Genomic DNA, 25,435 nt, shown 5'->3' on the forward strand with positions numbered 1-25,435 from the left:
ACTATTGCCTCTCGCAATTCTTCCGGTCTTGTTTTTCCGAAGATTTCTACATAAATTTTTATTTAAATTCAAACGCTTATAGAGACAACTTTCACGAGCGTTTTTGTTAATGTCTGCAATTGTGAACTGCTATTTTCCTGGCCTGGTTTGTGCTTAACAAAGCGCAACTAATATCTCCGAGGAAATAACATGTTCAACAAATTGCTTTTGATCTCTGCCTTAGCCGCCCTTGCAATGGCGTCCAGTGCCCAAGCCGCCCCTCTGGCTGTCGATGGTTCGCTAGCGGACTGGAATGTCGTGCTGAAAGATTCGGCATCGTCGACTCCCGCGAGCCAGTTCGCGACGGTGACGGCACCAGCCGGCGCCAAGCTGCTGGGATATGCCATCGAAGACCAGAACGACATCAACAACGATATCTTCCTGGGCCCGCATTATGGCGGCCAAAATTATGACGTCGAATTCATGGCCGTTGCTTATCAAGCCGGGAAGGTGTTCCTGACTATCGCGACGGGCCAGCGTCCGGATAATGGCTTGCAGTATTACAGCCCGGGCGATATCCGGATCGTCGATAACAATAACAAGGTATATGGCATCGAAGTCGGTGGCGGCAGCGGCAACGCCAGCATCAAGCAAGGCGCCATCACGGAAGGCGCAACCGGGACGACTTATACCCTGAATTCCAACGGTTTTACCGTATCGGTCGCCAATGCCGCTCCGGCTCAAACGGCAGGCAGCATCTGGTCGAACGTGAACTGGATCGCCAGCCCCATCGCGGGCGAAACAGATAGCGTACAGTTCACCACAGGCGTTAACTCCGTCAATCTTGGCACCGCCGATTACATCTATACCCGTGATTCGCTCACCAACCAGCATGCAGTGATTGAATTATCGTTTGACTTAAGCATGTTCAACGACGCCACGTCGCTGGATTTTTTCTGGGCGCCGTCATGCAATAACGATTTGTTGAGCGTGCATGCCGATCTGTCCCAGGTGCCGGAGCCTGCGACCCTGGCACTGTTCGGTCTGGGCATGCTCGGACTGGCGCGCCGTCGCCGCGCAGCAAAGTAAACGAAATACCCTCTGAAGAGGCATTGCGCGTGCGGCAGTATAGGATGTTACCTATCTGCCGCTTGCTCAGGAACCTTTGCCGGGCAACGGCACGGGATGGTTCTTTCGTAGTTCGGCGCAATGGTCGCCCATATATCGCATGAAGCCGCGCGGATCGGCCTTCACCTCGTCGCTGCGGGATTCGGCGAGCAATTTCTCACGCGCGGCAGCGAATTCATTCTTCACTCTGGGACGGTCCTTATCCAACAGCACTTCGGCGCTGTACAAGCTGATGTTGGCTAAATGCTGCAGCTGCTGTTTCAACTCGGGTTTGGTGACCTCATTCGAACCGGATACATAAAAGGCTGCACAGCGAAGGTAACGGCGCGCCAACTGGGCGTCGTCTTCGCTGGCGGCTTTGGCGGGTGATGAAGCGACGCCCAGAACAAGCGCAGCTATCAAGCATTGGATTGGCGAAGATAATCGCATCGAGTCCCCTGGGTTCTACTGATATATGGACGAAGCTATGGTATCTGCAAACCGCAGTAATTGCCAGGCAAGCACGTCCTGACAGTTCTTCGGTTCCCCGCGCGGTTTTCTAATTCCCTTGGTATGGCCAAAAAACTGGGCTGATAAGTTGCCCGGCAATTTGTGCCAAATTTTGACCAAATTCAAATTGTCCGGGCCTGTGCAGAAGAGAATGTTCCCCAGAGCGTTTAATGCCAACTGGAGTCATAGCGATGGATCATACACAGTCGATGCTGTCCAGCAGCAGCTTGAGTAAATTCATACTGTCAAAGCCCGTCATCGCTGTTGAGAACAGCGCGTGGTCGATGGGCGATCAGGCTTACGAGCTTGGCGATACATTCGAAAGCGGCGTGGCCAAGGCTGCCAAAGCCGGCATTCGGCCCGGCTCGAATGAGTATGCGGCATTCATCACGGCGTTTTCGCGGCGCTTGCGATCGCGCCAGGTCGCGCCCGGCAAACAAAATCTGTCATGAGTGTGGCCGGGGCTGTGCCAAGGCGCTGCCTCCGCTAAAACAAATCCAGCTGCCTTTTGTCGGCCTGGAGTGCTGGCTTCTTGAATCGTGACGCATCAAGCAAGCCGGCGCCATGCACATGGCGAATCAGGCCCAGCCTGCGCGCCGATTGTATAAACCGTTGGCGAATCAGTTCACTCCATACCCCCGTGCCGCGCATGCGCGTCGCGAAATCCGCATCATAATCCTGCCCGCCGTGTAATTCGCGCACCCGGTTCATGACGCGTTGCGCCCGCTCGGGAAAGTGCGCTTCCAGCCATTGCTGAAACAAAGGATTGACTTCCCACGGAAGACGCAGCACGACGTAGCTGGCATGGCTTGCACCCGCTTCCTTTACCGCCTCCATCACCTTTTCCAGATCCTGCTCGGTGATGAAGGGGATAACCGGAGCAATGCTGACCGCTACAGGAATGCCTGCGTCGGCCAGCGTACGAATCGCGCGCAATCGCCGGGAAGGGGCGGCTGCGCGTGGCTCCAGCGTGCGAGCAATCTGTGCATCCAGCGTCGTCAGCGTCACCGCTGCCATCGCCTGCCGCTTTTCCGCCATCGGCGCAAGCAGATCGATATCGCGCTCGATGAGCGACGACTTGGTGATCAGGGCAACCGGATGGTCGTGCTCATGCAGGATTTGCAAAACTCGCCTTGTCAGACCGAGTTTGCGCTCGCACGGTTGATAGGCATCAGTATTGACGCCCAATGCAATCGTCTCGGGCACGTAGGATTTCTTGCTCAGTTCCTGCAGCAGTAATTCCGGCGCATTGAGTTTGGCAAAAATACGGCTTTCGAAATCCAGCCCGGGCGACAGGCCAAGATAGCTGTGAGTAGGGCGGGCGAAGCAATAAATACAGCCATGCTCGCAACCGCGATAGGGATTGAGCGAAACACCGAATGGCAAGTCTGGTGACTGGTTTCGGGTGAGGATCGATTTCGCCTGCTCGCCGATGACCTCGGTCTGCCGCCGCAATGATGTCAGCTCGGTGGAGCAATCTTCGCTTTGCCAGCCGTCGTCAAATGTCTCCCGCAATTGCAGTTCATACCGGCCTTGCAGATTGCTGACGGCGCCGCGCCCTTTTTGCGTTGGCGCAGATGCTTTCCGATATGGCAGCTTTTCCTTGGAATTGGCGATGTCATCGTCCGGCATGTGAAATTTAATACTGTAAATATATACAGCAATAATGGTAGTGCAGCTTGGCTTGCCAATCAAGTTCAAGCCGGTTTAACTGGCCTCAGTCGAATCAACAAGCTTCTGCAGGCAATGAAACGCCGCGGGGATGAATGAGAAGGGTGAGGCTGTTTTACTCCTGCGTGTTTCAGCTTGGTGCACGCTTCTGTAGGCTTTTTTGTGACGGCGCAAAAAGCCATAGCCTCTGACGGGAATTTCTAAGGGGCCACGTCGGTCATCTTTTTGCGTATGCATTTTTTCGACAACCTGACGGGAGGTGATATGAGCGAACAGCAGGAAGCACAAGGTGGTTACCAGCCCAACCGCCTGCTAGACACATTGATTAAAGATTTGCATCTGAAGAATGATGCGGCACTTTGCCGTACTCTGCAGATTGGCCCACCTCTCATCAGCAAGATCCGGCATGGCAGGTTGCCGGTCAGTGCTTCCATCCTGATCCGCATGCATGAGACCACGGGACGAAGCATTCGCGAATTGCGTCAGGTACTGGGTGACCGCCGTGCCAAATATCGTTTCGGCGACATCATGGGCAAGCCCAAGACCCCGAAGGTTGAGCAAGCCGGCGAGTCCCGCTCCTCCGACACCGGTATGTCTGCATAAATAAGAGGCGCGCAGTATGCTTGGGCCGGGTGTGTTGCCCGGCCTGTGTTTTTGCAGCGTGAAGTTAACTGCGCGTTGGCCTGCACAGGCTTCCTCAATAACGATAGACAGTGTTGTTATCGATGCGCACGCGGCTGCCTACCTGTAGGTCGCCAAGATAGTCTTGCGCCAAAGTTTGATATCCGCCGTTATCCATGCGCACGCTGATCAGATACTGATTGCGTTGCGCACCATTGCGCTTTTCGATTTCATTACCCGCGATGGCACCGCCTACTGCGCCGGCAACGGTTGCAGCGGTTCTGCCTGAACCCTTGCCGACCTGATGACCCAATAAGCCGCCTACCACGCCACCAAGAATGACACCGGCGCCACTGCCCTGTGTCGCAGCAGGCTGTCCCAACTGTATGGATTCCACGACCCCGTAGGAAGCTCGATAAGGATAAGTGTTCGACGATGGATAGGGATAAGCCGTCGTCGCCGGATAAGGCTGTGCGCCATATGGGGCCGGATAAGAAGTGCTGGCGCATGCACTCAAAAAGAGGCTGGCGATGATGGCTGCAACGACTGGCGTAAAGCTGGTTTTCATAATGGCGCTCACTAAGCGAAGACTGGTTAAGACGTCTTCATTAAACACCTGCAGCTGAAATGAAAACAGCAATGAGCGGTAAGGGTTGCAACCAAATGTATCGGCTGGTTGTGAAATAACGGATGAAACGCCGAGTCTTAGCAGGCATATAAAGAGTGTCTTAATAGTATCTTGTTTGCAACAATTATTAATCTAAGGAAATGAAAACGATCCGTTAAAGAAACATTTTTTGGGGCCCAAATTACCCCATGCTATATTGCTGAAACAAAAAATGTAAAAAATTGTGTCTTAAAATAATTGAAGCCAAGGAAAAAATAAAAATGGCAAAAACATCCAAGGCAGTATTGGCAAGTGCGATTTCATTCGCTGCCGTAATCTTGGCTGCTTGTGGGGGAGGCGGGGCTTCTACAATTGCAGGTAACGCGTTTGGTAATGACAGGGCATCGACTACAGTCACCACTACAACCACTACCACGAGGTTACCGATTGGCGCCACTGTCACGACGTTGAAGGTGGAAAGCACTGGAGCAGGGAATCAAACCTCAGTTCCTCTGACTTTTGGCCAAGTCTTCGTTCCAGGCGAGGTTGGTGCAAACGAGTCCATTACGGGAACACTGGATGATGGGACGCCCATCGGTTTACAAGTTGATGCCAAAGCACGCCATGCCGATGGCTCGTTGCGGCATGCGGTCATTTCAGCTGTGCTGCCGCAATTGAATGCTGGGCAGACGCGAACGATTAATCTGGTTAAGACGGGGGCGTACACGGCTGCGGCGCCTGCTACGGCATTGGGTGATTTGCTCAATGATGGATTTAACGCTGTTGTCAATGTCAATCTTGGTGGAACACTCTATACCGCGTCTGCTGCTACAGCTCTCAATAGCGGATCGGTGCAGCGTTGGCTGACCGGGCCTCATGTTAACGAATGGTTCGTAAGCAGTCCCTTGAAAACAGTAGGTGGTATCGAGCACCCGCATCTAACCGCTCGTTTTGCTGTGCGTTCTTATGTGGGGTTGAACAATCCACGCGTAGATGTCATTGTCGAGAATAACAAAACATTTGCCACCGGCCCACAAAACTTTACATACGACGTCAATATTCTGATTAATGGTCAATCCGCCTATTCAATGGCTGGCCTGACTCATTATCACCATGCCCGCTGGCGCAAAACCTTCTGGGTTTCACGAGAGCCGGAGATACATGTAAAGCACGATACGGCCTATCTGATTGCATCAAAATCAGTATCAAACTATGACCAATCTGTAATTCCTGCTGAAAGCGCATTAGCCGATTTGGCTACGCAGCTGACTGCAGATAAAGTCGGGCCTATGAAAGTAGGGCTGGTTCTGCCATACATGCCTACATCTGGCGGAAGGGCCGATATCGGCCCATTGCCAAGCTGGTCAGTACTCTATCTTTTGTCCATGGATAAGCGTGCCAAGGATGCCATGCTGGCTTCCGCGGACGGTGCTGCAAGCTGGTCGATTCACTATCGCGATGAGGCGACTGGTTATCCAGTTCGGCTGGATAACGAGATTAATAAAAACATAAGTGTCCATGGCAACCTTGCACATCTTGGCCCCCTACCTGTTCCACGCTGTGCCGGCAATGTTTCGGCGTTGTGCAATACGCCGTATACACCGGATACTGCGCATCAGCCTTCGATGGTCTATCTTCCTTACCTGATCACAGGAGACCATTTCTATCTTGAAGAATTGCAGTTCTGGGCGGCTTGGAATCCATTGGAAACCGCCCCCGGTGCACATGGGTTTGAAAAGGGGCTGCTGCGCTGGGCACAGGTTCGTGGGCAAGCATGGTCGCTCCGTACGCTAGGGCAGGCAGCGTACATCACCCCGGACTCTCATTACCTGAAGAACTATTTCGCTGCGCAGGTAGGTTATAACTTGGGTTTCTATAATGCGACCTACACTGTCGCCAACCCGAATCAACTGGGGGCATATGATGGATCTGGTGAAGAATCATTTGTGTCGGATAGCGGCCAATCCGCGCCATGGCAGGACGATTTTTTCACATGGAGCGTCGGCTATCTTACTGAACTGGGATTCACAGATGCACAGCCTCTGCTGGCGTGGAAGGCAAAATTCCCAGTCGGACGCATGACTGCTCCAGGCTATTGCTGGATTGAAGGCGCTGCTTATTTTCTCAATATTCGACCTGCTGCTGGTATGCCTGTGTATCCTACTTTTGCACAGGCCTATGCCGCTACGATCAAGAATAACGCCATGATTGATGATGACGGCAATCCTATTACACATCCATTAGGACTACTTTATCTTGATCAGCCTTGCGGAAGTCAAGCTCAAGCGGATTGGCGTACGGCGGCGACAGGTGATACATGGTTGGCTGGGCAAATGACTGGCTATTCATTCTCGCCTATTGGTTATCCTTCCAATATGCAACCGGCACTGGCTGTCGCTGTAAACTCGGGCATACCTAATGCGTCGCAAGCCTGGAATATTTTCATCAATCGTTCGGTCAAGCCTGACTATCGCGCTCAGCCGCAGTGGGCAATTATCCCGCGTTAGATAGACAATTCATCGACACGATTTAACAAAATAACCGCGTGGCTATGCGCTAAGTACCTGACAGGTCTTGGTGCATAGCCACATGCATTTTGTGGGCGCTTAAAACTATCTTCGACCCGCAAAGCAGATAAGCTCAATGGTTGTTCATGTTATAATTTATTGCAAGAAATTCATCTTGCTAATGCAGATATATCGTCAGTTTTGTAAAAGCCTTTGTGCACATTGACTTACAGTAGTTTTGAAAGCAAACGTTTAATATTCGGAAATGTATTGGAGCTGTAATGCAACTGATATCATCAGTCGTTCGACGCATTCAACGTGATTATTTCCGATGGCGATACAACCAAGTCGCAAGTCAAATCTTAGCAACCCGTTCGGTACCGCAAGGGAAATTGCCGTTTCTGCTTCTATCAATGGTGCATCAGCGAGATATCCAATCTTATCTGGTTGCAGTTAAATCCTTTGTACGGTTTGCCAATCCTTCCCGAATTGTTGTTGTCTGCGATCCGTCTATTACAGATGCGGATCGTGCCATTCTCAAAAAGCATGTGCCACATCTAGAGTTGCGGGCGGCCGCTGAGTTTGCTCATGCTCAAGTGCCGGTCGGCGGAACGTGGGAGCGTTTGCAGGCAATTTCCCAATACGTGCGAGACGAATATGTCATTCAGCTCGATGCTGACACGGTAACCATGCACGCCATTCCAGAAGTTCTGGAAGCAATTTCGAACTGCAAGGGATTTGTACTGGGAGAAACGCCGAATCAGCGCTTGCTAACGCTGGCCGAAACAAGTGCCAATGCCTTGCCTAAAGTTGTGCCGGGCTCGCATATCCAGACTTTGTCTGAGGCTGCTATGTCGTCAGTAGGGCTGCCTGAAAATGCATTGTATGTAAGAGGTTGTTCCGGCTTTACCGGCTTCCCTTGTACGTCTCGTATGCAGGAGGACCTGCTGGATTTCTCGCTGCGTATGATGGAAAGGTTGGGCACTGGGTGGGAACGCTGGGGGACAGAACAGGTGACCTCCAACTATCTGGTCGCAAATGCGAATGGCACATCGGTTCTGCCATTTCCCAAGTATGGGACGCCGGATCACGCAACTGGCGAAACGGCGTTTTTCCACTTCATTGGCTCGATGAGATTCGTAAACAACAAGTATGAGAAAGCATCGCAGAAAGTTTTGCATCTAATAGGCACCGCTGTTCAATAAATATGCCATATTCAGATTTCCGGGCGTGAAGATACATGGTTAATTTGCGGCGCTCACTGGTAATCAATTTCATGGCATCGTCCGGTGCGACGCTTGTGCAATTTCTTGTAAGCGTCCTCCTTGCGCGCATATTGAGCCCTAGTGAGATCGGTATATTTTCGATCACCATTGTATTCGTCAATATCGCGCATATATTTCGCGATTTCGGTGTCGCAACGTACTTGCAGCGAGAACCTGAGCTGACTCCGGAAAAGACCCGCGCAGCAATCGGCGTGTTATTCACTTCTTCCTGGCTGATTGCAATCCTTCTCTATCTGTCCAGCGGCTGGATTGCAGCCTGGTTCAAGGAGCCGGCGATCGTTCCGACAATGGAGGTTCTTGCGCTAGGGTTCTTGTTTATTCCTTTTGGGGCTGTTACCCATGCCCTGTTGACTCGCCAGTTTGCAGCGGAAAAACAGGCGATTGTCACTGTCGCTGGCACCTTGAGTTATTCAGCAACCTGCTTGGGTTTGGCGGCGCTCGGTTTCGGAACCATGAGTTTGGCTTGGGCCAATCTTGTCAATATCATCGTTTGCGGGCTTGCCTACATTCCCTTAAGACCCAAAGGCACTCCATGGCTGCCATCCTTCCGTAATTGGGGCAGCGTAGTGAATTTCGGCATAGGTACCTTGCTGACGAATTGCGCTCAAGCGGTGAACAATGCCATCCCCGATGTCTTGCTCGGTAAACTGGGTAGCGCCAAGCATGTTGGCTTGTTTAGCAGAGCAAACTCGACAGTGACAATTTTCACTTATGTAGCAGGTTCCACTGTTAATTACGGTGCCCTGTCTTATATCTCTCAGGCCCATCATCGAGGCGAGTCATTGGCGCCACTGCTAAGCAGGGCAACTGCATTGCTGACCGGCGTGGGCTGGCCGGTGCTCACGTTGACTGCATTATTGGGTAAGGACATCGTACTTGTGCTGTACGGGCCGAACTGGCTGGAATGTGTGCCAGCGATCTTCCCGCTTGCGGCAGCAGCGGCATTCATGATGGCGTTTCATTACGTGCCTACTGCATTGACTGCACTGGGCCGCCCATATTTGGCAGCGTTTCCTTTGACGCTGAGTGTCCTGACTCGGATTGCATTTGGTGTCTGGCTGTTTGACGGTACTTTGCATAGTTTTGCCTGGACTGTTTTTCTGGCTACTTTAGCGACCATGCCGGTCATGGTGGTGCAGCAAAAAAAATATCTGGGCGTACCAATGAGACAAATGCTGCGAGCGCAATTGCCGAGCGCACTCGTAAGCACGGCGGTGGCATTGGCTGCTGAATTTTTAATGATGCTATTGCCTGCTTCAATACCGGCAATCGTGCGCTTGTTTTCCATGTCGCTTCCACTGATTGTGGTTTGGTATCTGACTTTGCGCATGACACGGCATGAGTTGCTTCCTGAAGTGCATCATTTAACTACAGGCCTGAAGATGCGGTTAATGCGTCAATGCTGAGTGCATTTCAAGAAAATTGTAAATGGCGTTCAACGCTATGTAGGGTCTTTCTATGCGCTGGTTAAGAGAACAGTTCGAATTGTCGCGTGGTGGAAGTGATCACAATGTTAGGCCAATGGAAGGATTGAGAGGTTTTGCAGTCTTTCTCGTCTTTCTGGTGCATTACGTGACCCTTATCGAACCATGGCTACCCGAACAGGCAAGCATACGTGCGTTTGCTGGATCACTTCATGCAATCGGCAACACTGGAGTTGATCTGTTCTTTGTATTGAGTGGCTATTTAATCTATGGATCTTTAATTACAAGGAACCAGCAATTTGGGCGATTTATACATAGACGTATCCAGCGAATTTACCCAGCGTTTATTGTCGTGTTTGTCATTTATGTCTTATTGTCATTCGCCTTTCCGTCTGAAAGCAAAATTCCGTCAGACGCAACAGAAGGCTTCGTATATCTAGCGCAGAATTTTCTGTTGTTACCTGGAATCCTTCCAATCGAGCCACTGATTACCGTAGCTTGGTCACTGAGCTATGAATTATTCTATTACCTAGTTATTCCCCTAGTTATTGCTGTTTTCAGACTGCGAGATCGGAGCGCAGCATGGCGAGTCTCCTTTTTTATGATTGTTGCGAGCCTCCTTGCGGCGTATTGCTTTGCCTATGGCGGACATGTCAGACTGATCATGTTTATTGCTGGAATTCTGCTTTACGAGGTGATGGAGAGTTCGTGGTTCCTCTCGCCGCCAAGCCTTTTAGGCTTTGGGGCGTTTTGCGTCGGCATTCTTGGCACGTTGGTCCCTGTGTCTGGCACGATGGGAGCGGTGCTCAAGACCTTGATTCTTTTCGTGGCATTTTTCTTTCTTTGCCTCACGTGCTTTCGAAATCACCTGATCTGGCTTTCCCGTGTTTTTTCATGGGCGCCATTACGCTGGCTGGGAAACATGAGCTACTCGTATTATTTGATTCACGGCTTGGCCCTGAAGGCTGGTTTCCTTGTTCTTCCAAAAGTTTTGCCCGATGCAGGCTTCGATTCTTGGTTATTCTGGGCTTTGCTGCCACCGATGTTTGTTCTGACGCTGGTGCCTGCCTCGGCCCTATTTCTATTGGTGGAAAGACCGCTATCAATTTTTCCTGAAAAACGTAGGGACCCCAATGTCCCCGCTGCGGTTAGAAATTTCTACTAACAATACGGTCAAGCGGGACGTGTGATAAACGTTGCTCCGCTTGCTATATGCAAGCATTGTCTTGAGAACGCCTTTGGCTTGAGCATCGTTGCTAATTCGTGCCGCTGCTGCGCTAGGGGTGTAACAAGCCTGATATTAGTTCAGCCATTTCTACAGCCTGACGCTCAATATTAAACAATGCCAAAGCACGTTCGCGAGCCATGATGCCGTGTCGCTCTCTCAGCGCTTCATTATCCAGGTAGTGGAGAATTGCATTCGCGAAAGCGTCATCATCCTGAAGATCGACCAGTATCCCTGTCTGCCCATGGCTTATTGTCTCTTGTGGGCCGGCTGCAGCTGATGCCACCACGGGCAATCCGCAAGCCATCGCTTCCACAATGGATAACCCAAAGCTTTCAAGTTCCGAAGTATGTGCCATTAAGTTCGCTGCACGGTAAAAAGGAACCAGATCATTTTGGGCGCCAGCGAATAAAAAACGATCACCCAACTTTAGTTCGGCGGCAAGCGCCTGCCATTCCGAAAAAATCGGACTGTTGCTGGCGCCAACATAGACAAAGCCTATGTTAGCTTTTGGCCGCGCATCAATGACGCGGCGCGCGATGCGAATCATGCGATCGATGCGTTTTTCAGGACGAGCCTGGCTGACACTAATTACCCAACATCTTTCCGGATCAAGTCCTGTTTGAGCGCATGCCACCTGCCGGCCTCCGGGGCTGTACCGTTCGCAATTTATGCCGTCGTAGATGACACGGACGCGGTTGGGGGGGATTAGGGCATAACGCAGCAGAAAATCTTTTTGGGATTCGGCATTGGCCAGGTGATAAGCATGAATCTGCCGTTTAAGCACACGTCGCATGCAGAATTTCAAAGCGTGAAGTAACAGTGAGTCACGCTTTGCAGGATCGAAACTGTCGTTTTCCGTATTGATCGTGCGAACGCCGAGACGGCGGAATAGCCCCATATCGAGCGTTGAAGGAAGCGCGCTCATGAATACGATGACGCGAATGTTGTGAACTTGAATAAACCTTTCAAGCGATTCCAAATCAACCGCTTTCTTGCTGTAGCAATCAAGGGCAACGGGTTGCAAATTTTGGGGAGAATATGCCGGATTGGGTGTTAGTTCGGGGTGGGCGATGAAACATCGAGCTTCCGCAATGAGATGGGAAGCAGCAAAATCTCTTGATAGCGCGATCGTGTTCCAAACATAGCCAATGTCATTCGGATAACGCATGGCGAACAATACGCCAGGCTTTGCGGTGATGAGATGCTTGCCCATGCTAATTAATATTCATCGAATTAAATTGGATCTGCCAATAACTGTATTTAGCTATGTTTGGGCACCTCGGCCTGCCAGCCAATAAAGCATTCGCACACCAAACATCAACGAACCCGTATCCCAAGGAAGGCTGCGCGGAATGCGATAACGGTCATTTTTTCGAGTGGCGGCGCCGGCGGACGAGGTGAAAGCTGCGACATAGCCTGCCTCTTCTACCATGCGTACGTGTCGTTCATCAAAATCGACTTCAGGCTTACCGTTAGGGTAAGCAAACAGAGTCACAGGTCCTCCTGTAACTGCTTCAAGTTGCTTCTTACTTTCGAAAATTTCGTTGCGGGCGGATTGGTCATCAAGATTGGCAAGGATGGGATGCGTGACCGTATGGGCACCTATTTCTATGCCTTGTCGTGCCAGCGACATGATCATTTCCCTGGTCAGCATCAATCCTGTTGATTCGCTTCCTCCCGCCAGCTCCTCTAAACGGGAAATCAAGCTTAGGCGAGCCTGGGCAGGAAGGTACTTGGCAATTTTCGTCAGGTCCTGTGCCGCGATTTTCTTTTCCATGGGAGTACGCAAGGGATAGACCCCCAGACCCAGTGCCCTCAAATCGATTTCCTGGTCATGCAGGCGCCGGATCGCTTCGACGATCCTGTCGTTCCACATATTACGTTCTCCTACATATCCGCTAGTTACAAATACGGTTGCAGGGAAGTTAAATTCTTTAAGTATTGGCGCTGCCAGATCATGAACCGAGCGATAGCCGTCATCGAAAGTAATGCAGACCGCTCTGGCAGGAAGGCGTTGCGTTTCGAGCGCGCCAATAGCGTCTTTCAACGGCAGGACATTAAAACATTCAGCCAACAGCTCCATCTGCCAGCGAAAGCTTGCCACGTCAGGATCTTCATCGAGTAATGGATCTCTGGATTCGAGTACTCGATGGTAATTGAGGATGCAGATGCGTCCCTCGCCGGGAGCCTGAGGCGCAATCCAGTTTCCTGCAGCCTTCATCAGCGCGGTAAAAGCAGGCTTCGAATAATTACGAGCGCTCATGCTGGATTTCCCGGCTTCGTTGGTCCTGGCGGCATTGCGATAGATGCAGAGGTATTTTCCCGTTCTGCGAATTTGGGTAGCAAGAGCTTATCTAAAGTCACTAGCGCAACAATAATGAAGTAATACAAGTCGTAATAGGCTAAGGTGAGAAAAGCGCCGCCAACGGCAAAGCCGATTATGCTAACTTGGCACATTGACGCTAAGTCTTCAGCCCATTTGAGATCAGTCCGATTTCTGCAGAATTTTATAATCCGCGTTCCAGTTCTCCAGGCGTAAAACATTAGGCTGAGGAACAGGCATAGACCGATAAAGCCATGCTCGCCCAGAACCTGGAAATAGATACTGTGAGCGTCAAAAAAAATCAAAGGGTTCGGAGCGTATACCAGAAACATCTTCGGTGTGAATACACGGTAGCCTCCACCCATGAAATTGTTTTTTGCGACATTGGTGGCAAATTCCCAGGAATTGATGCGCCCCATCGCTGATGCATCTTCCTTGTAGTTGTCAATGGTTTCCATGCGGCCGAACCATTTATCCGGCATGACTGCATATATAACCGGGACGATAAGTAAAACGGCGAGGAAAATGCGCAGCTTGTTTCGGCTTTTCAGCCAAAGAAAAACCATCATTGCAACAGTGGCGACCAGTGCTCCTCGAGAATATGAGCCTACGATTGCCATTACGGTCAAAACCGCAACACCAGTAATTCCAAAGCGTAGCCATTTCTTTTGTGCTTGGAGGCGGAGATACCAGACGAGAGGAAGAGCAGTCACCATTGCCAATGCAAGAGCGTTGTTGTCGCCGATGTAGGTAAACGGCGGTCCGACGACGTGGCTGGTGCCACCGCTGGCCAACGTGAAAATGCCACCTTTGAAGCCATAAAATCCAAGCGATACAGCAAGCACCAGGACATATTGCTTGATATCTTTTTCAGTATGCAGGGCGAGTATGGCAATCGCTGTCATGAAAAAAGTTTTCATCACACGATCCCACTCTTTCCAGGCTAGTTCGGGTTCGAGCGCGACAAGCGTGGTCAGGTTCATCCAGACGACAAAAGTCAAAAGCATCGCTGTTACTGAAGTAAGCGGAATGCGTTTGGGCTGGACAGAAAACAGCAGGCTACAAAGCGTAACCGCGGCAATGATGGCGGCAAACGGAAAATCATACGCGGCGCCATACGTCAGTCGATGCGGATTCATAAGACTAAGCCATGTGTACATCAATACGCCTACTACAGGACGCTTGACGATGAATGGCAGCGATCCAAATACGATCGCGAAAATCAGTATGTCACGCACGCGAGATCAAGCTGTCAAATAATCTGGCGGCATATTGTGCATTTGCTTGCCAGGTCAGCTTCTTTGTCGAGATGGTTAAACGGGCATTATCTCCAACCACTCGCCGCATATCAGCATCGGCGCAGAGATGGCTGATTGCGCGAGGCAAATCACCAGCTTGATCAGGATTGAACAACACCGCATTGTGCCCATCAGTCAGCACTTCCATCAAATTCGGCTGGGCCGGCCCCACAATCGCCTTACCCAACGCCAGGTATTCAAACAACTTCAACGGCGACGCATAAGCCACCACAGCCGGCTGCAGGGCAATATCAAATGCCGCCACGTATCGTGCCACCTCATCGCGCCCTACAATACCGGTAAAAGTAACGCGATGGCTGATGTCCAATTCTTTTGCCTGCTGTTCAAGAGCCGACCGTGCCGGCCCATCGCCCACCACCAGCAGATGCCTGCTCGATTCCGGCGGATCGTTCGCAATCAGGTCGATCACCTTGTCGAGGCCGTGCCACTCCCTCACAAAGCCGGTAAAGCCCAATACCAGCTTGCCCTGCAAACCTAGCGTTGCCTTGGCGGCTTCCGTATCGGGCGCTTGCGCAAAGCGCTTTTCATTGATGCCGTTCGGGATGACGACGATGCGTTCACGTTGGACCCCGTAGGAGGCGACGATGTCGGCCAAAACCTGAGTGACAGGTAATACATAGTCGGCATTGCGCCACGCATAGCCTTGCGACCAGCGCGCCAGGCGCTTGAGCGAAAGGCCGTCATACTTGGCCCGTTCTTCAAATATCGGCGCATTTATTTCCAGCAGCATGGGAAGCTTGTATTTGCGCTTAATCCAGATGCCGGCGGGTAGAAACAGGTTGTAGCGTTCGTACAGACAGTCGGGACGATGCTGTTTGACTGCCTTGTCCAGGCGTCGATAAGCCACCAATGAATAAGCAAGTTCCATCAACTCGTAAAACCATTGCGGCAAATGGCGCTTGAGCCAGGCGACCAGGCCGGCGTCGGAACCGAACGCTTCCTTTTCGGCGCTTGGGGGCGCGACGATGATGACTTCATGTCCCTGCTCGCGCAACGCTTCGATCATCTCTTCGATGTGCACATACTGGCCGTCTTTCGAGCGAGTGCGGTGATGATAAAGAATCTTCACGAGCGATGCTCCATCAGTATGCGGTCGAACAGGTGAAGCTGGCCCTGAGTCGTGTCGTCCCAGCTGAATTTTTCCGCGTAGCGTCTTGTGGCTTCATGCGACGGATAATTGGCGCGAAGCTGCTTGACGGCGTCCGCCACGCCCTGTGCGGTCCGCTCGGCCATCAAGACGCCGGCTTCCGGCGCAGCAACCACTTCCGGCGTACCCCACACATTGCTGGCGACTACCGGCGTACCGCATGCCATCGATTCCAGCAGCACGTTGGCCCAGCCTTCGCGGCTGGAAGCGAGCACCATGGCATCGGCGGCGCCGTAATAATTGCGCAATTCTGTCTGCGGCAATGCGCCGAGAAATTTGACCCGGTGTTCGACATTCAGGCGGCGCGTGAGCGCTTCGAGCTTGCTGCGTTCCGGTCCGCTGCCGGCGATCATCAATTGCACATCGGGCAGAGACGGCAGGGCGGAAATGATTAGGTCATGCGCCTTGCGCGGTTCCAGCAGGCCGACAGACAGCAGCGTGAAGGAATGCATTCCAAGAGACGCGCGCACTACGGCCCTATCTACCGGCTGAAAGCGTTCGAGATCGACACCGTTGCGCAGCGGTGTGATGCGTGCGCCATCGATGCCCAGTCCAACCATTTCCTCTTTGAGCGCGTTACAGACGGTAATCATGCCTTGCGCATGCTGTGCTGCCCACAGGATTTGCTTGCGCGGTAAAGCGAAGCGGGGAATCAGATTGATATCGGTACCGCGTGCGGTAATGGCGACCGGCTTGTTGAAATGACGGCCGAGCATGATGGCGGCAACGCCATCAGGATAGAAATAATGCGCATCGATCAGGTCGAAGTCGTAACCGGAATCGATGATGCGGCGTATCGTTGACTTGACCGACTGGGCCAGCAGGAAGGGCGCAAGCGTCATGCCTACCTTGGGCGGCAGAACGTAACGCGGATGGTCGACCATCATGCCGGAGCGCGTTTCGCTCTTAGGCACTTTGGCGTAGCCCGCATAGCGTCCGAATCGCGGGTGTTTGGATGGAAACCAGGGGACCGGCGCTACCACCCGGGATTCAGCGCGGCCGCTTGCCAATAGATAGCGCAGGCGGGTTTCCACAAATATCCCGTGGTTGGGCTTTTCCGCGTTGGGAAACAAGGTGCTGAAGGTGAGCAGTTTCATTCGAGCGTGGATGCGGCCAATCTTATATGCCTGTAGGCAATAACATAGGTAAATATTTATATTGTTAAATATTTACTGCTATCAATTTATTAAGTATATTCTTTTCAACAAATTGCTGGCAAGTTAGTTTGGGCAGCTAGACCACGAGTTAAATATTGTTAACGTTTATTTAATGAAATAAGGCTGTATTACAATCCGCGCAACTTGAATGTTTCAGTATCACGAAGGTATTGCCGTGTGGATACCTGTTTCTATTCATGTGTGTTGTTTAACGCGGCTTCTCATTGAAGGCTAGTCGAATTCATGAAAATCACTATTATCGGAACAGGCTACGTCGGCTTGGTATCGGGCGCCTGTTTTGCAGACTTTGGTAACAATGTCCTGTGTCTGGACGTGAATGCCCGCAAAGTGGAAATGCTCAAGGATGGCCGCATTCCGATTCATGAGCCTGGCCTGGATGAGCTGGTCAGGCGCAACGCCGCGGCTGGCCGCCTTTCCTTCACTACCAGCTATGACGACGCGGTGGAGCATGCCGAAGTGATTTTCCTGGCGGTGGGCACGCCGCCCGACGAAGATGGCAGCGCCGACCTGACGCATATCCTGGCGGCGGCACGCAGCATCGGCGAGCGCCTGACGCGTCCAGTCGTGGTGGTGGATAAATCGACGGTTCCCGTCGGGACTGCGGATTCAGTACGCAAGGCCATCAGTGATGAGTTGGATCGCCGTGGCGCCGATATCAGTTTTGCCGTGGTCAGCAATCCGGAATTCCTCAAAGAGGGCGCCGCCATCGAAGACTTCATGCGGCCAGACCGCATCGTGGTTGGCAGCGACGATGAACAGGCGACCAAGTTGATGCGCCAACTGTATGCGCCATTCAGCCGCAACCACGACAAGATGATTGAAATGGACGTGCGTAGCGCGGAGCTGACCAAGTACGCCGCCAACGCCATGCTGGCCACTCGGATCAGCTTCATGAATGAACTGGCGAATCTCGCTGAAGTGCTCGATGCCGATATCGAAGCAGTCCGTCTCGGTATCGGCTCGGACCCGCGCATCGGACCGCACTTCCTGTATTCCGGGATGGGGTACGGCGGCTCCTGCTTCCCCAAGGATGTCAAGGCGCTGCTGAAGACCTCGAAGGATCATGGCTGCACACTGCATCTTCTGAGCGCGATCGAAACCGTCAACGAGACGCAGAAAGGCGTGCTGTTCGAAAAGATCGTGCGTCACTTCGGCGGCCGCGACGAGCTCGCCGGCAAGACCATAGCCTTGTGGGGGCTGTCGTTCAAGCCGAATACCGATGACATGCGCGAGGCGCCCAGCCTGGTGCTGATTCGCCAGTTGCTGCAGGCGGGTTGCCGGGTGCAGGCTTACGATCCCGTGGCGCATGCGGAAGCGCGCCGCATTCTCGAATCCTCGTCGCCGGAAAGTCTGAGCTCGGGGCAGTTGGCTATCGTCGCTTCCTCGACCGAAGCCATCGATAATGCTGACGCGCTGGTGCTGGTCACGGAATGGAAAGAGTTCCGTGCGCCGGACTTCGGCCTGTTAGCCAAGACCTTGCGCAGCAAGGCGATTTTCGACGGCCGTAATCAGTACGATCCGGCGATCGTGCGGGAGGCAGGGTTGCGTTATTACGGCATCGGTCGCCGCAATCCCTGGAGAGACCAGTGACCGAGGGAGGCAAGAGGATCCTGGTCACCGGCGCCGCGGGCTTTATCGGCGCTTTCGTCGCTGCGCGCCTGGCCGACATGGGGCATCGCGTAGTTGGCTGCGACAACTTCAACGATTACTACACGCCGCAGCTGAAGCATGATCGCGTGGCTGCGCTGCTGGCGCCGCGCGGCATTCCTTGCTTGCGGCTTGAGCTTGCCGATTCCCTGCAACTGGAGTCGCTGTTTTCCGAATATCAGCCAACGCTGGTGGTGCATCTCGCAGCTCAGGCAGGCGTGCGCTATTCGCTGCAAAATCCCGCAGCCTATATCCAGTCGAACCTGGTCGGGTTCGGCAATATTCTGGAAGCTTGCCGCCGCCATCAGATTGAACACTTGTTATACGCCAGCAGCAGCAGCGTGTACGGCGCCAATGCCAAGGTGCCGTTCAGCGAAACCGATCGTACGGACGAGCCGGTGTCATTGTATGCGGCTACCAAAAAATCCAACGAGCTGATGGCGTATTCGTACAGTCATCTTTACGGCTTTCCGGCCACCGGCTTGCGCTTCTTTACGGTGTATGGCCCGTGGGGCAGGCCGGACATGGCGTATTTCAGTTTTACGCAAAAAATACTCAAGGGCGAGGCCATCCCCGTGTTTGCCGGCGGCGAGCTGCGGCGCGATTTCACTTATGTGGATGATATTGTCGAAGGTGTGGTGCGCTTGCTGTTCAAGCCGGCAGTCGCTCAGGACGGCGCGCCTCCGCATGCAGTCTTCAATATCGGCAATCACCAGCCGGTTCGCGTGCTCGACTTTATCCAGACCCTGGAAAAGGTGCTGGATGTGAAGGCGAAAATCGATTTTCAGCCGATGCAGCCGGGCGACGTGCCGGCAACTTATGCGGATACCGATGCTCTGCGCAAGCATGTCGGCTTTGCTCCGGCCACTCCGCTGGAGCAGGGACTGACGCGATTCGGCGAATGGTACCGCGCCTGGGCGAAAGTCTGACGTGGCTGTGCCGGTTGCAATGGCGCCGGCAAATAGCATTGTCCTAAGCCGCGTCCTTGCGCAGGAAGGCTTCAAACATCAAGAGCATCCAGATCGGCGCGCTGTAATCGCGCCGGCCCGACTGGTGCTGCTCGACCATCTCGCTGACAAACTCCATGTTGAAAATCCCGCTGTCGGCCAGCACCGGGCCCAACAGCGCTTCACGTACGCGCTGACGCAGCGGACCGCGGAACCAGCTGGCCAATGGAATCGAGAATCCCATCTTGTCGCGGTAGAGGATATCGTTGGAAAGCTGCGATTCCAGCGTCTTCTTGAAAATATACTTGCCTTCCTGGCCGCGCAGCTTCAGAGACGAGGGCAGACCGGAAACCCATTCGACGAACTCATGGTCCAGCAGCGGCACACGCACTTCCAGGGCATGCGCCATGCTGGCGCGGTCCACCTTCGTCAGGATATCGCCTGGCAGCCAGGTTTTCATGTCCAGGTACTGGATGGTCGATAGCGGATCGTCAGTGGGCGAGTTGGCGGCATGCGCACCCATGACTTCAAATGCGCCATATCCTTGCAGTTTTGTGCGGAATGCCGGGCTGAACAGGCGGGCGCGCACCCTATCGGGCATCACGGAAACGCCGTGGAAGTAGCCTTCGGCGAGATCGCGGCTGAGCGCTTCGAAAGTGGTCTTGGCGCGCAAAAAACGCGGCGCCCAGTCGGCTTTGGGATACACGGTGCCGAGCAAGCCGAATAGCGGCTTGCGGACGGCCAGCGGCATCGTGGAGCGAACACGCTGTTCCGCCATCGCGAGGCGGTGGCGCCGGTAGCCGGCGAAGTTTTCATCGCCGCCGTCACCTGACAGCGCCACTGTCACGCGCTTGCGCGCCAGTTCACAGACGCGATAAGTCGGAATCGCGGAGCTATCGGCAAACGGTTCGTCATAAAGGTCTGCCAGCGTGTCGAGCAGGGCGTAGTCATCCTTGTCGACGGTTTCGCAATGGTGACGGGTTTTATATTGTTCCGCCACCTGTGTCGCATAGACGGACTCGTCGTAGGCAGGATCATTGAAGGCAATCGAGCAGGTATTGACGGGTTCTTTCGTCAAGCCCGCCATGGTGGCGACGACTGCGCTGGAATCCACGCCGCCGGAGAGGAATGCACCCAGCGGCACATCCGCCACCATGTGAGATTGCACGGCGTCGCGCAAGCGCTCATGCAATTCCCTGGTTGCGTCATCGATGCTGAGCGGTGCGTGAGGCTGGAACGGCACGTCCCAGTATCGTTGCGGCTTCGGCATCGGCTGGCCTACGCGTATGGTCAGCGTATGGCCAGGCTCCAGCTTGTGCACACCCTGGTAGATGGTTCTCGGCTCCGGCACGTAGCCATAGGCGAAATATTCTTCCACCGCGAATGGATCGATCGCGCGCTTGAGTTCCGGATGTGTCAGCAAGGCCTTCAACTCCGAGCCGAAGATGAAACAGCCGTCGTCAGCCAGGGCATAGTAAAGCGGCTTGATGCCGAGCCGGTCACGGGCGACGAAAAATGTTTTGGTATTGCGGCCCCAGATGGCAAAGGCAAACATGCCGCGCAGGCGGCTGACGCAAGCCTCGCCCCATTCTTCCCAGGCATGCACGATGGCTTCCGTGTCGCTATGGGTACGGAACACGTGGCCGCGCCCCGACAGTTCGGCCATCAACTCGCGGAAATTGTAGATTTCACCGTTGAACACGATAACAACGCTGCCGTCTTCGTTGAACAGCGGTTGCTGGCCGGACGACAGATCGATGACCGAAAGACGCCGATGCCCCAGTCCAACGCCGGTTTCAAGGTACAGGTCGCCTTCATCGGGGCCGCGATGATGCTGGCGCTCGTTCATGGCATGGAGTGTTTGCCGCTCGATTTGCCGCTCGCCGCGAGGGTCGAAGATGCCGACTATTCCGCACATGATTCGAAGGGTTCCCTGATAGTTGTTTTATCGGCCAGCAATGCATCGTAGAGCCCGGAATAGGCGCCGAGCATGGCTTGCACACTGTATTGACGTTCGATGCGCTGCCGCGCGGCGATGCCGGCGGCACTGGCCTGCTCGGCATTGCCTTGATAGGCGAGCATTGCCGCTGCAAGCGCAGCGGGGTCCGCCGGCGGCACCAGCATTCCGTTGACGTTGTCTTCCACGACTTCAGGCAAGCCGCCCACGCGGGAAGCGACGACCGGCAAGCCGCAAGCCATGGCTTCGAGCACCGTAACAGGCGTGCCTTCGGCGAGAGAGGGCAGAACGAACAAGTCGAAACCGCGCATGATGTCGGCGATATCGGTGCGCGCGCCGGGAAGCCAAACTGCATCTTCCAGTCCTGCATCGGCAAGCTTTTTGCGTAGTGCAGGCATGAGCGGCCCATCGCCAATGATCGCCAGGCGCAGACTGGAAGATTCCGGCGACAGTTGCCGCATCACGATGAAGGCATCGACCAGGCCGATGTGATCCTTGACGTCCTGAATGCGTCCTACCGTGCCAATGACGAAGCAATCATCACCGAAAGGCACAGGATGCGGCCGCTGATCTCGTTCTTCGCGTTTCGCGCCTGGATAAAATTTATCGGTATTGACGCCATTGTGGATCAGCTGGATTTTCGCCGCCGGTATGCCGACCGTGAAGTGCAACCAGTGCCCCAGATCGGCCGAAACGGGAATGTAGCGGTCAATGAAGGGCACAAGCAGCCGGCGCAGCAAGTTATGACGCGGGTTTTTGCCTTCGGGGTCAGATGCATCGCGGCCGTGCTCGGCATGGATACGCACCGGCACGCCAGCGAGCGTGGCAGTGAAAGCATATTCAATTGCCGCCAGGTTGTAGGTATGCAGAATGGCCGGCTTCAGCTTGCGAAGCAGCCGCCAGAGCTTGAAGTGCGTTTTTAGCCCCAGCCCCGGCGGTTTGTGCAGGGAATACAGCGCGACATTACGGTCCCGGATCTTTTTGGCAAAAGTCGTGTAGTCCGTCAGGCAGACCACGGCATGCCGGTAGCGGTCGGCAGGCAGGTTGTTGACGCATTCAACCAGCAGAGTCTCGAGCCCGCCGAAATCGAGGCGGTAAACCAGGTGAACGATGAGCGGGCGTTTATCCATTGCGTATTGCCGCCATGTTAAGGTTGATTGCGTCGGTTTAAGCTGAGCGCGCTTTCCACGGCGGCCAAGTGCTCGGCGAGGAATTCCCTCAAGCTGCTTCGAGCCTTTTCGACGTCTTCGGTCACGGGGGCATACACCATGACCGAGGCGCTGTCATCGTTCTGGCGCATCAGCTTGACCTTGGCCTGCAACAGCTTGCCCTGGTAGTCGCTGACGATGAAACCGCCATCGACCCAGTACCATTGCCACACCAGCAGTTTGCCGGATGGTCCCTGCAGCTGGGATTCGCGCAGGGCGAGTTGGCGTCCGCCCAGCGGTTCGCTGCGGCCACTGCTCGAAAGCCGGCGCCAGCTGGGGTCTTCATCGCGAACCAACCGGTTTTGCGTGTTAATGAGTTCGGACTCATCATGCTGATTGCGGTAATAAAGCAGCGTCATGCCCGCCTGTTGTTCGCCTTTGCGGTAAAAGCGCGTGAGTTCGGCATTGGGCGCCAGAAAATTCGGCTTCCACGTAGTAAAGGGCTTGTCTTCGCGCCATTGCACATGGAGACTCGACAGGTTTGCCTGTGCTACCTCTGCAGGTTGCGAGTTCTCCAGATAGTAGGCATAGGCAGGCCAGATCATCATGCAGATAATGGTTGCTACTGCAGCCGCAGGGAGTTGCCAGCGCGGCGCCGTCTGCGCAGCGCTTGAGCTATTCATCGACAATTTATCGGAGCCAGTGAAAATCTTATTATCCTCACGCCAGAAGCTGCCGATCCAGAACATCAGGAACATCACGATGCCAAAGAACAGCCAGCCATAGATCAGGTGATCCACCCCGACTGCCAGCTGCATGCCGCTGAAATGACCGATCATCACGATCATGAATGCACGCGCGCCATTGGCGACAATCGGCACGGCGATGGAAAACAGCACGAATAACAGGCGCCGTTTCCAGGAGCGGTAGGTGAGATAGGCGTACAGGCAACCGAGCGTAACGGATGAAATCAGGTAGCGGACGCCGCTGCACGCTTCGACGACAGACCAGTCGCCGGAGGGCAGCGAAAAGCTGTTGCCCTGGCGGAGAATCGGTATGCCGGTAGCTTCAACCGCCGCCACGGTGAAATCCGCTGTCAGATTGATTAGCGGATCAATGAAGATATCGCCGAAAGGAACGGCAAACAATAGAAAGAGCAGGGGAAAGGCCAATTGCCAGGAGATGCGCCATCCCAGGACCGCGACCGCGGCAACCGGAATCATGGCAACGAAAGCATATTGCCGGACCACCTGCACATCGCCGAGGTAAGCGAGCAGCCAGCCAAAGCCGCATGCCGCAAGCGCCAGCAATGCCGGCCACCAGGGGTAAGGCGACATTTGCGCAATCCTGTGGCGTTCACGCCAGACCAGATACAAGCTGATCGGCAAAATAATGTAGCCATGCGCGAAGGTTTCAGAGCTATTCCATATCGAGACGATCGAGCGCGCCGTGCCAAAGTAAATGACGAAGGGGGCAAGCAGCGTGGCCCCGAAGACCAGCATGGTCCAGAGACGGCCTGCTGCCAAACCTTGTGCGTTCATCGGCTAGCCTCACGCGACTGTATGGGGGAAACGTGGCTTGATTGCACGGATGCCGTCATGGCCGGACCGGAGGCAGCATCAAGCAAGGCATCGACAGCGGCCAGGTGCGCAGGCCAGGAGTATTGATCGAGCACCTTTTCGCGGGCATGCGAACCCAGGTTGATATCCGGGCTTTCCAGTTGACGGATCAGCGCGCCGGAAAATTCCAGTGCATCGTTGGCCAGCAGGACTTCCTTGCCCGGTTGCGCCGCGATGCCTTCCAGCGCCTGCGGAGAAACCGCGACAGGTTTTGCCATCGCCATCGCTTCCAGCACTTTGTTCTGGATGCCGCGGGCAATGCGCAGCGGCGCGACGGCAATGCGCGCATGTGCCAGATAGGGGCGTACATCCGGCACCGTGCCGGTCACGCGGATGCCGGGCCGTGCAGCGAGCGCTTCAACCTGCGGCGCCGGGCGGCTGCCGACGATATAAAAAACCGCATTGGGGCGCAGCTGCCGCACTTTGGGCAACACTTCATCAGCGAACCATTGCACGGCATCGATGTTTGGCCAGTAATCCATTGCCCCGGTAAACACCAAAGCTTCTTCGTCGGCGGCGAAGGGACTGTTAAAACTGTGTGCCGGCGAAAAATATTCGGCATCCACGCCATTGCTGAAATGACCGATCTTGTCGGCACTTTCCGGCGCCAGCGAGCGGAACAGGGTAGCTTCTTCGGGCGATACGAACAAGGATGCATCGAACCCGGCTGCGACGCTGCGTTCGTATTCCAGAAGTTTTTCAGCCTCTCTCTGATAAACCCATTTCATCGGCCATTTCTTGCTGGCGGCGTACTGTGTCCATTTGTCGGAATCGACATCGACAAAATCGATGACACGACGAACCTGCAAGTTTGGCGCAGACGGCGCAGAGTCGAAAGGGGTGATGAACTGTGCCACTGCCGAAGAAAATGCCATCACCTTGCTGATATTCCAGGCATGCATGGTTTGCGCTACCCAGGATTGCAGCTCCTTGCTGCGGTAATAATCCAGTGTCAGCGGGCGTCCGGCAAACAATCCGCTCAGACTTTTTACGCGAGCAGCACGGGGCGACAGATTCACGAAATGAACGTCCGCACAGACTTGCCTGAGCGTGTCGACATATTGCCAGTCGTCCGGATCATCGATGAAGGCGCCGAGATGGATGCGATAGCGCCGGGCCAGGTGGCGCAGCAAATGCCACGAGCGGATCTTGTCCCCCTTGTTGGGAGGATAAGGAATGCGATGTGCAAGGAAGAGAAGATGCTCCACGG

21 protein-coding genes are annotated in these 25,435 nt (G+C 54.1%); 9 read left to right on the forward strand and 12 right to left on the reverse strand.

Annotation, left to right across the window (positions count from 1 at the left end; genetic code table 11):
- Positions 1 to 189 precede the first annotated feature (189 nt).
- Positions 190 to 1,068, forward strand: a complete 879-nt coding sequence (locus EDC30_RS04620) for a PEP-CTERM sorting domain-containing protein (RefSeq protein ID WP_132257617.1) — start codon at positions 190 to 192, stop codon at positions 1,066 to 1,068.
- A 66-nt stretch (positions 1,069 to 1,134) separates the two neighbouring features.
- On the opposite strand, the gene EDC30_RS04625 is transcribed toward EDC30_RS04620, so the two are convergent.
- Complete coding sequence (locus EDC30_RS04625; RefSeq protein ID WP_165973730.1) at positions 1,135 to 1,536, reverse strand: hypothetical protein; 402 nt, start codon at positions 1,534 to 1,536, stop codon at positions 1,135 to 1,137.
- Positions 1,537 to 1,787: 251 nt separating this feature from the next.
- Here EDC30_RS04625 and EDC30_RS04630 point away from each other — a divergent pair, with 251 nt between their 5' ends.
- The gene (locus tag EDC30_RS04630; protein WP_132257619.1) at positions 1,788 to 2,048 is read left to right on the forward strand and encodes a hypothetical protein; all 261 of its coding nucleotides are present in this window, start codon (positions 1,788 to 1,790) and stop codon (positions 2,046 to 2,048) included.
- 34 nt (positions 2,049 to 2,082) lie between these two features.
- On the opposite strand, the gene EDC30_RS04635 is transcribed toward EDC30_RS04630, so the two are convergent.
- The gene (locus tag EDC30_RS04635; RefSeq protein ID WP_132257620.1) at positions 2,083 to 3,228 is read right to left on the reverse strand and encodes a PA0069 family radical SAM protein; all 1,146 of its coding nucleotides are present in this window, start codon (positions 3,226 to 3,228) and stop codon (positions 2,083 to 2,085) included.
- 303 nt (positions 3,229 to 3,531) lie between these two features.
- Here EDC30_RS04635 and EDC30_RS04640 point away from each other — a divergent pair, with 303 nt between their 5' ends.
- Positions 3,532 to 3,870 (forward strand): hypothetical protein, encoded by a 339-nt coding sequence (locus EDC30_RS04640; protein ID WP_132257621.1) that lies wholly within the window; start codon positions 3,532 to 3,534, stop codon positions 3,868 to 3,870.
- Positions 3,871 to 3,964: 94 nt separating this feature from the next.
- Here the strand turns inward: EDC30_RS04640 and EDC30_RS04645 are convergent, their stop codons facing one another.
- Complete coding sequence (locus tag EDC30_RS04645) at positions 3,965 to 4,456, reverse strand: glycine zipper 2TM domain-containing protein (protein ID WP_132257622.1); 492 nt, start codon at positions 4,454 to 4,456, stop codon at positions 3,965 to 3,967.
- Between the two features lie 320 nt (positions 4,457 to 4,776).
- On the opposite strand from EDC30_RS04645, the gene EDC30_RS04650 reads away from it, so the two are divergent.
- From EDC30_RS04650 to EDC30_RS04665, 4 genes are all read left to right on the forward strand, one after another.
- On the forward strand, positions 4,777 to 7,002 hold the full coding sequence (locus EDC30_RS04650; protein ID WP_243656648.1) for a hypothetical protein: 2,226 nt from the start codon (positions 4,777 to 4,779) through the stop codon (positions 7,000 to 7,002).
- Positions 7,003 to 7,283: 281 nt separating this feature from the next.
- Positions 7,284 to 8,207, forward strand: coding sequence for a glycosyltransferase family A protein (locus EDC30_RS04655; protein ID WP_132257623.1), 924 nt, complete (start codon positions 7,284 to 7,286; stop codon positions 8,205 to 8,207).
- A gap of 35 nt (positions 8,208 to 8,242) precedes the next feature.
- Positions 8,243 to 9,694 (forward strand): oligosaccharide flippase family protein, encoded by a 1,452-nt coding sequence (locus EDC30_RS04660; RefSeq protein ID WP_132257624.1) that lies wholly within the window; start codon positions 8,243 to 8,245, stop codon positions 9,692 to 9,694.
- Between the two features lie 52 nt (positions 9,695 to 9,746).
- Entirely contained in the window at positions 9,747 to 10,877 is a 1,131-nt protein-coding gene (locus EDC30_RS04665) for an acyltransferase family protein (RefSeq protein ID WP_132257625.1), read from the forward strand.
- A gap of 112 nt (positions 10,878 to 10,989) precedes the next feature.
- Here the strand turns inward: EDC30_RS04665 and EDC30_RS04670 are convergent, their stop codons facing one another.
- The 5 genes from EDC30_RS04670 to EDC30_RS04690 are packed head-to-tail and all read right to left on the reverse strand — an operon-like array spanning position 10,990 to position 16,826.
- Positions 10,990 to 12,153: a glycosyltransferase family 4 protein gene (locus EDC30_RS04670; protein ID WP_132257626.1), complete on the reverse strand. Its 1,164-nt coding sequence runs from the start codon at positions 12,151 to 12,153 to the stop codon at positions 10,990 to 10,992.
- A 51-nt stretch (positions 12,154 to 12,204) separates the two neighbouring features.
- On the reverse strand, positions 12,205 to 13,203 hold the full coding sequence (locus tag EDC30_RS04675) for a polysaccharide deacetylase family protein (protein WP_132257627.1): 999 nt from the start codon (positions 13,201 to 13,203) through the stop codon (positions 12,205 to 12,207).
- Positions 13,200 to 14,501 (reverse strand): putative O-glycosylation ligase, exosortase A system-associated, encoded by a 1,302-nt coding sequence (locus EDC30_RS04680; protein ID WP_132257628.1) that lies wholly within the window; start codon positions 14,499 to 14,501, stop codon positions 13,200 to 13,202. The genes EDC30_RS04675 and EDC30_RS04680 overlap by 4 nt, the downstream gene beginning before the upstream one ends.
- Positions 14,494 to 15,651, reverse strand: coding sequence for a glycosyltransferase family 4 protein (locus EDC30_RS04685; protein ID WP_132257629.1), 1,158 nt, complete (start codon positions 15,649 to 15,651; stop codon positions 14,494 to 14,496). The genes EDC30_RS04680 and EDC30_RS04685 overlap by 8 nt, the downstream gene beginning before the upstream one ends.
- Positions 15,648 to 16,826, reverse strand: coding sequence for a glycosyltransferase family 4 protein (locus tag EDC30_RS04690; protein ID WP_132257630.1), 1,179 nt, complete (start codon positions 16,824 to 16,826; stop codon positions 15,648 to 15,650). Before EDC30_RS04690 ends, EDC30_RS04685 begins: the two co-directional genes overlap by 4 nt.
- Positions 16,827 to 17,129: 303 nt before the next feature.
- Here EDC30_RS04690 and EDC30_RS04695 point away from each other — a divergent pair, with 303 nt between their 5' ends.
- Together EDC30_RS04695 and EDC30_RS04700 are read left to right on the forward strand one after the other, a co-directional pair.
- The gene (locus EDC30_RS04695) at positions 17,130 to 18,497 is read left to right on the forward strand and encodes a UDP-glucose dehydrogenase family protein (protein ID WP_132257631.1); all 1,368 of its coding nucleotides are present in this window, start codon (positions 17,130 to 17,132) and stop codon (positions 18,495 to 18,497) included.
- A complete protein-coding gene (locus EDC30_RS04700) occupies positions 18,494 to 19,483 on the forward strand; it encodes an NAD-dependent epimerase/dehydratase family protein (RefSeq protein ID WP_132257632.1) in 990 nt (329 codons plus the stop codon). Before EDC30_RS04695 ends, EDC30_RS04700 begins: the two co-directional genes overlap by 4 nt.
- A 43-nt stretch (positions 19,484 to 19,526) precedes the next feature.
- On the opposite strand, the gene EDC30_RS04705 is transcribed toward EDC30_RS04700, so the two are convergent.
- Genes EDC30_RS04705 through EDC30_RS04720 form a run of 4 tightly spaced genes read right to left on the reverse strand, consistent with a single transcriptional unit; the run spans position 19,527 to position 25,433 of the window.
- Positions 19,527 to 21,419, reverse strand: a complete 1,893-nt coding sequence (locus EDC30_RS04705) for an XrtA/PEP-CTERM system amidotransferase (protein ID WP_132257633.1) — start codon at positions 21,417 to 21,419, stop codon at positions 19,527 to 19,529.
- Positions 21,407 to 22,588: a TIGR03088 family PEP-CTERM/XrtA system glycosyltransferase gene (locus EDC30_RS04710; RefSeq protein ID WP_132257634.1), complete on the reverse strand. Its 1,182-nt coding sequence runs from the start codon at positions 22,586 to 22,588 to the stop codon at positions 21,407 to 21,409. Before EDC30_RS04710 ends, EDC30_RS04705 begins: the two co-directional genes overlap by 13 nt.
- A 17-nt stretch (positions 22,589 to 22,605) precedes the next feature.
- Positions 22,606 to 24,147, reverse strand: a complete 1,542-nt coding sequence (gene xrtA, locus EDC30_RS04715) for an exosortase A (protein ID WP_132257635.1) — start codon at positions 24,145 to 24,147, stop codon at positions 22,606 to 22,608.
- Positions 24,144 to 25,433 (reverse strand): TIGR03087 family PEP-CTERM/XrtA system glycosyltransferase, encoded by a 1,290-nt coding sequence (locus tag EDC30_RS04720; protein WP_132257636.1) that lies wholly within the window; start codon positions 25,431 to 25,433, stop codon positions 24,144 to 24,146. Before EDC30_RS04720 ends, xrtA begins: the two co-directional genes overlap by 4 nt.
- Positions 25,434 to 25,435 lie beyond the last annotated feature (2 nt).

It is taken from the genome of Paucimonas lemoignei, from assembly GCF_004342585.1.
GTDB classification, from domain to species: domain Bacteria; phylum Pseudomonadota; class Gammaproteobacteria; order Burkholderiales; family Burkholderiaceae_D; genus Paucimonas; species Paucimonas lemoignei.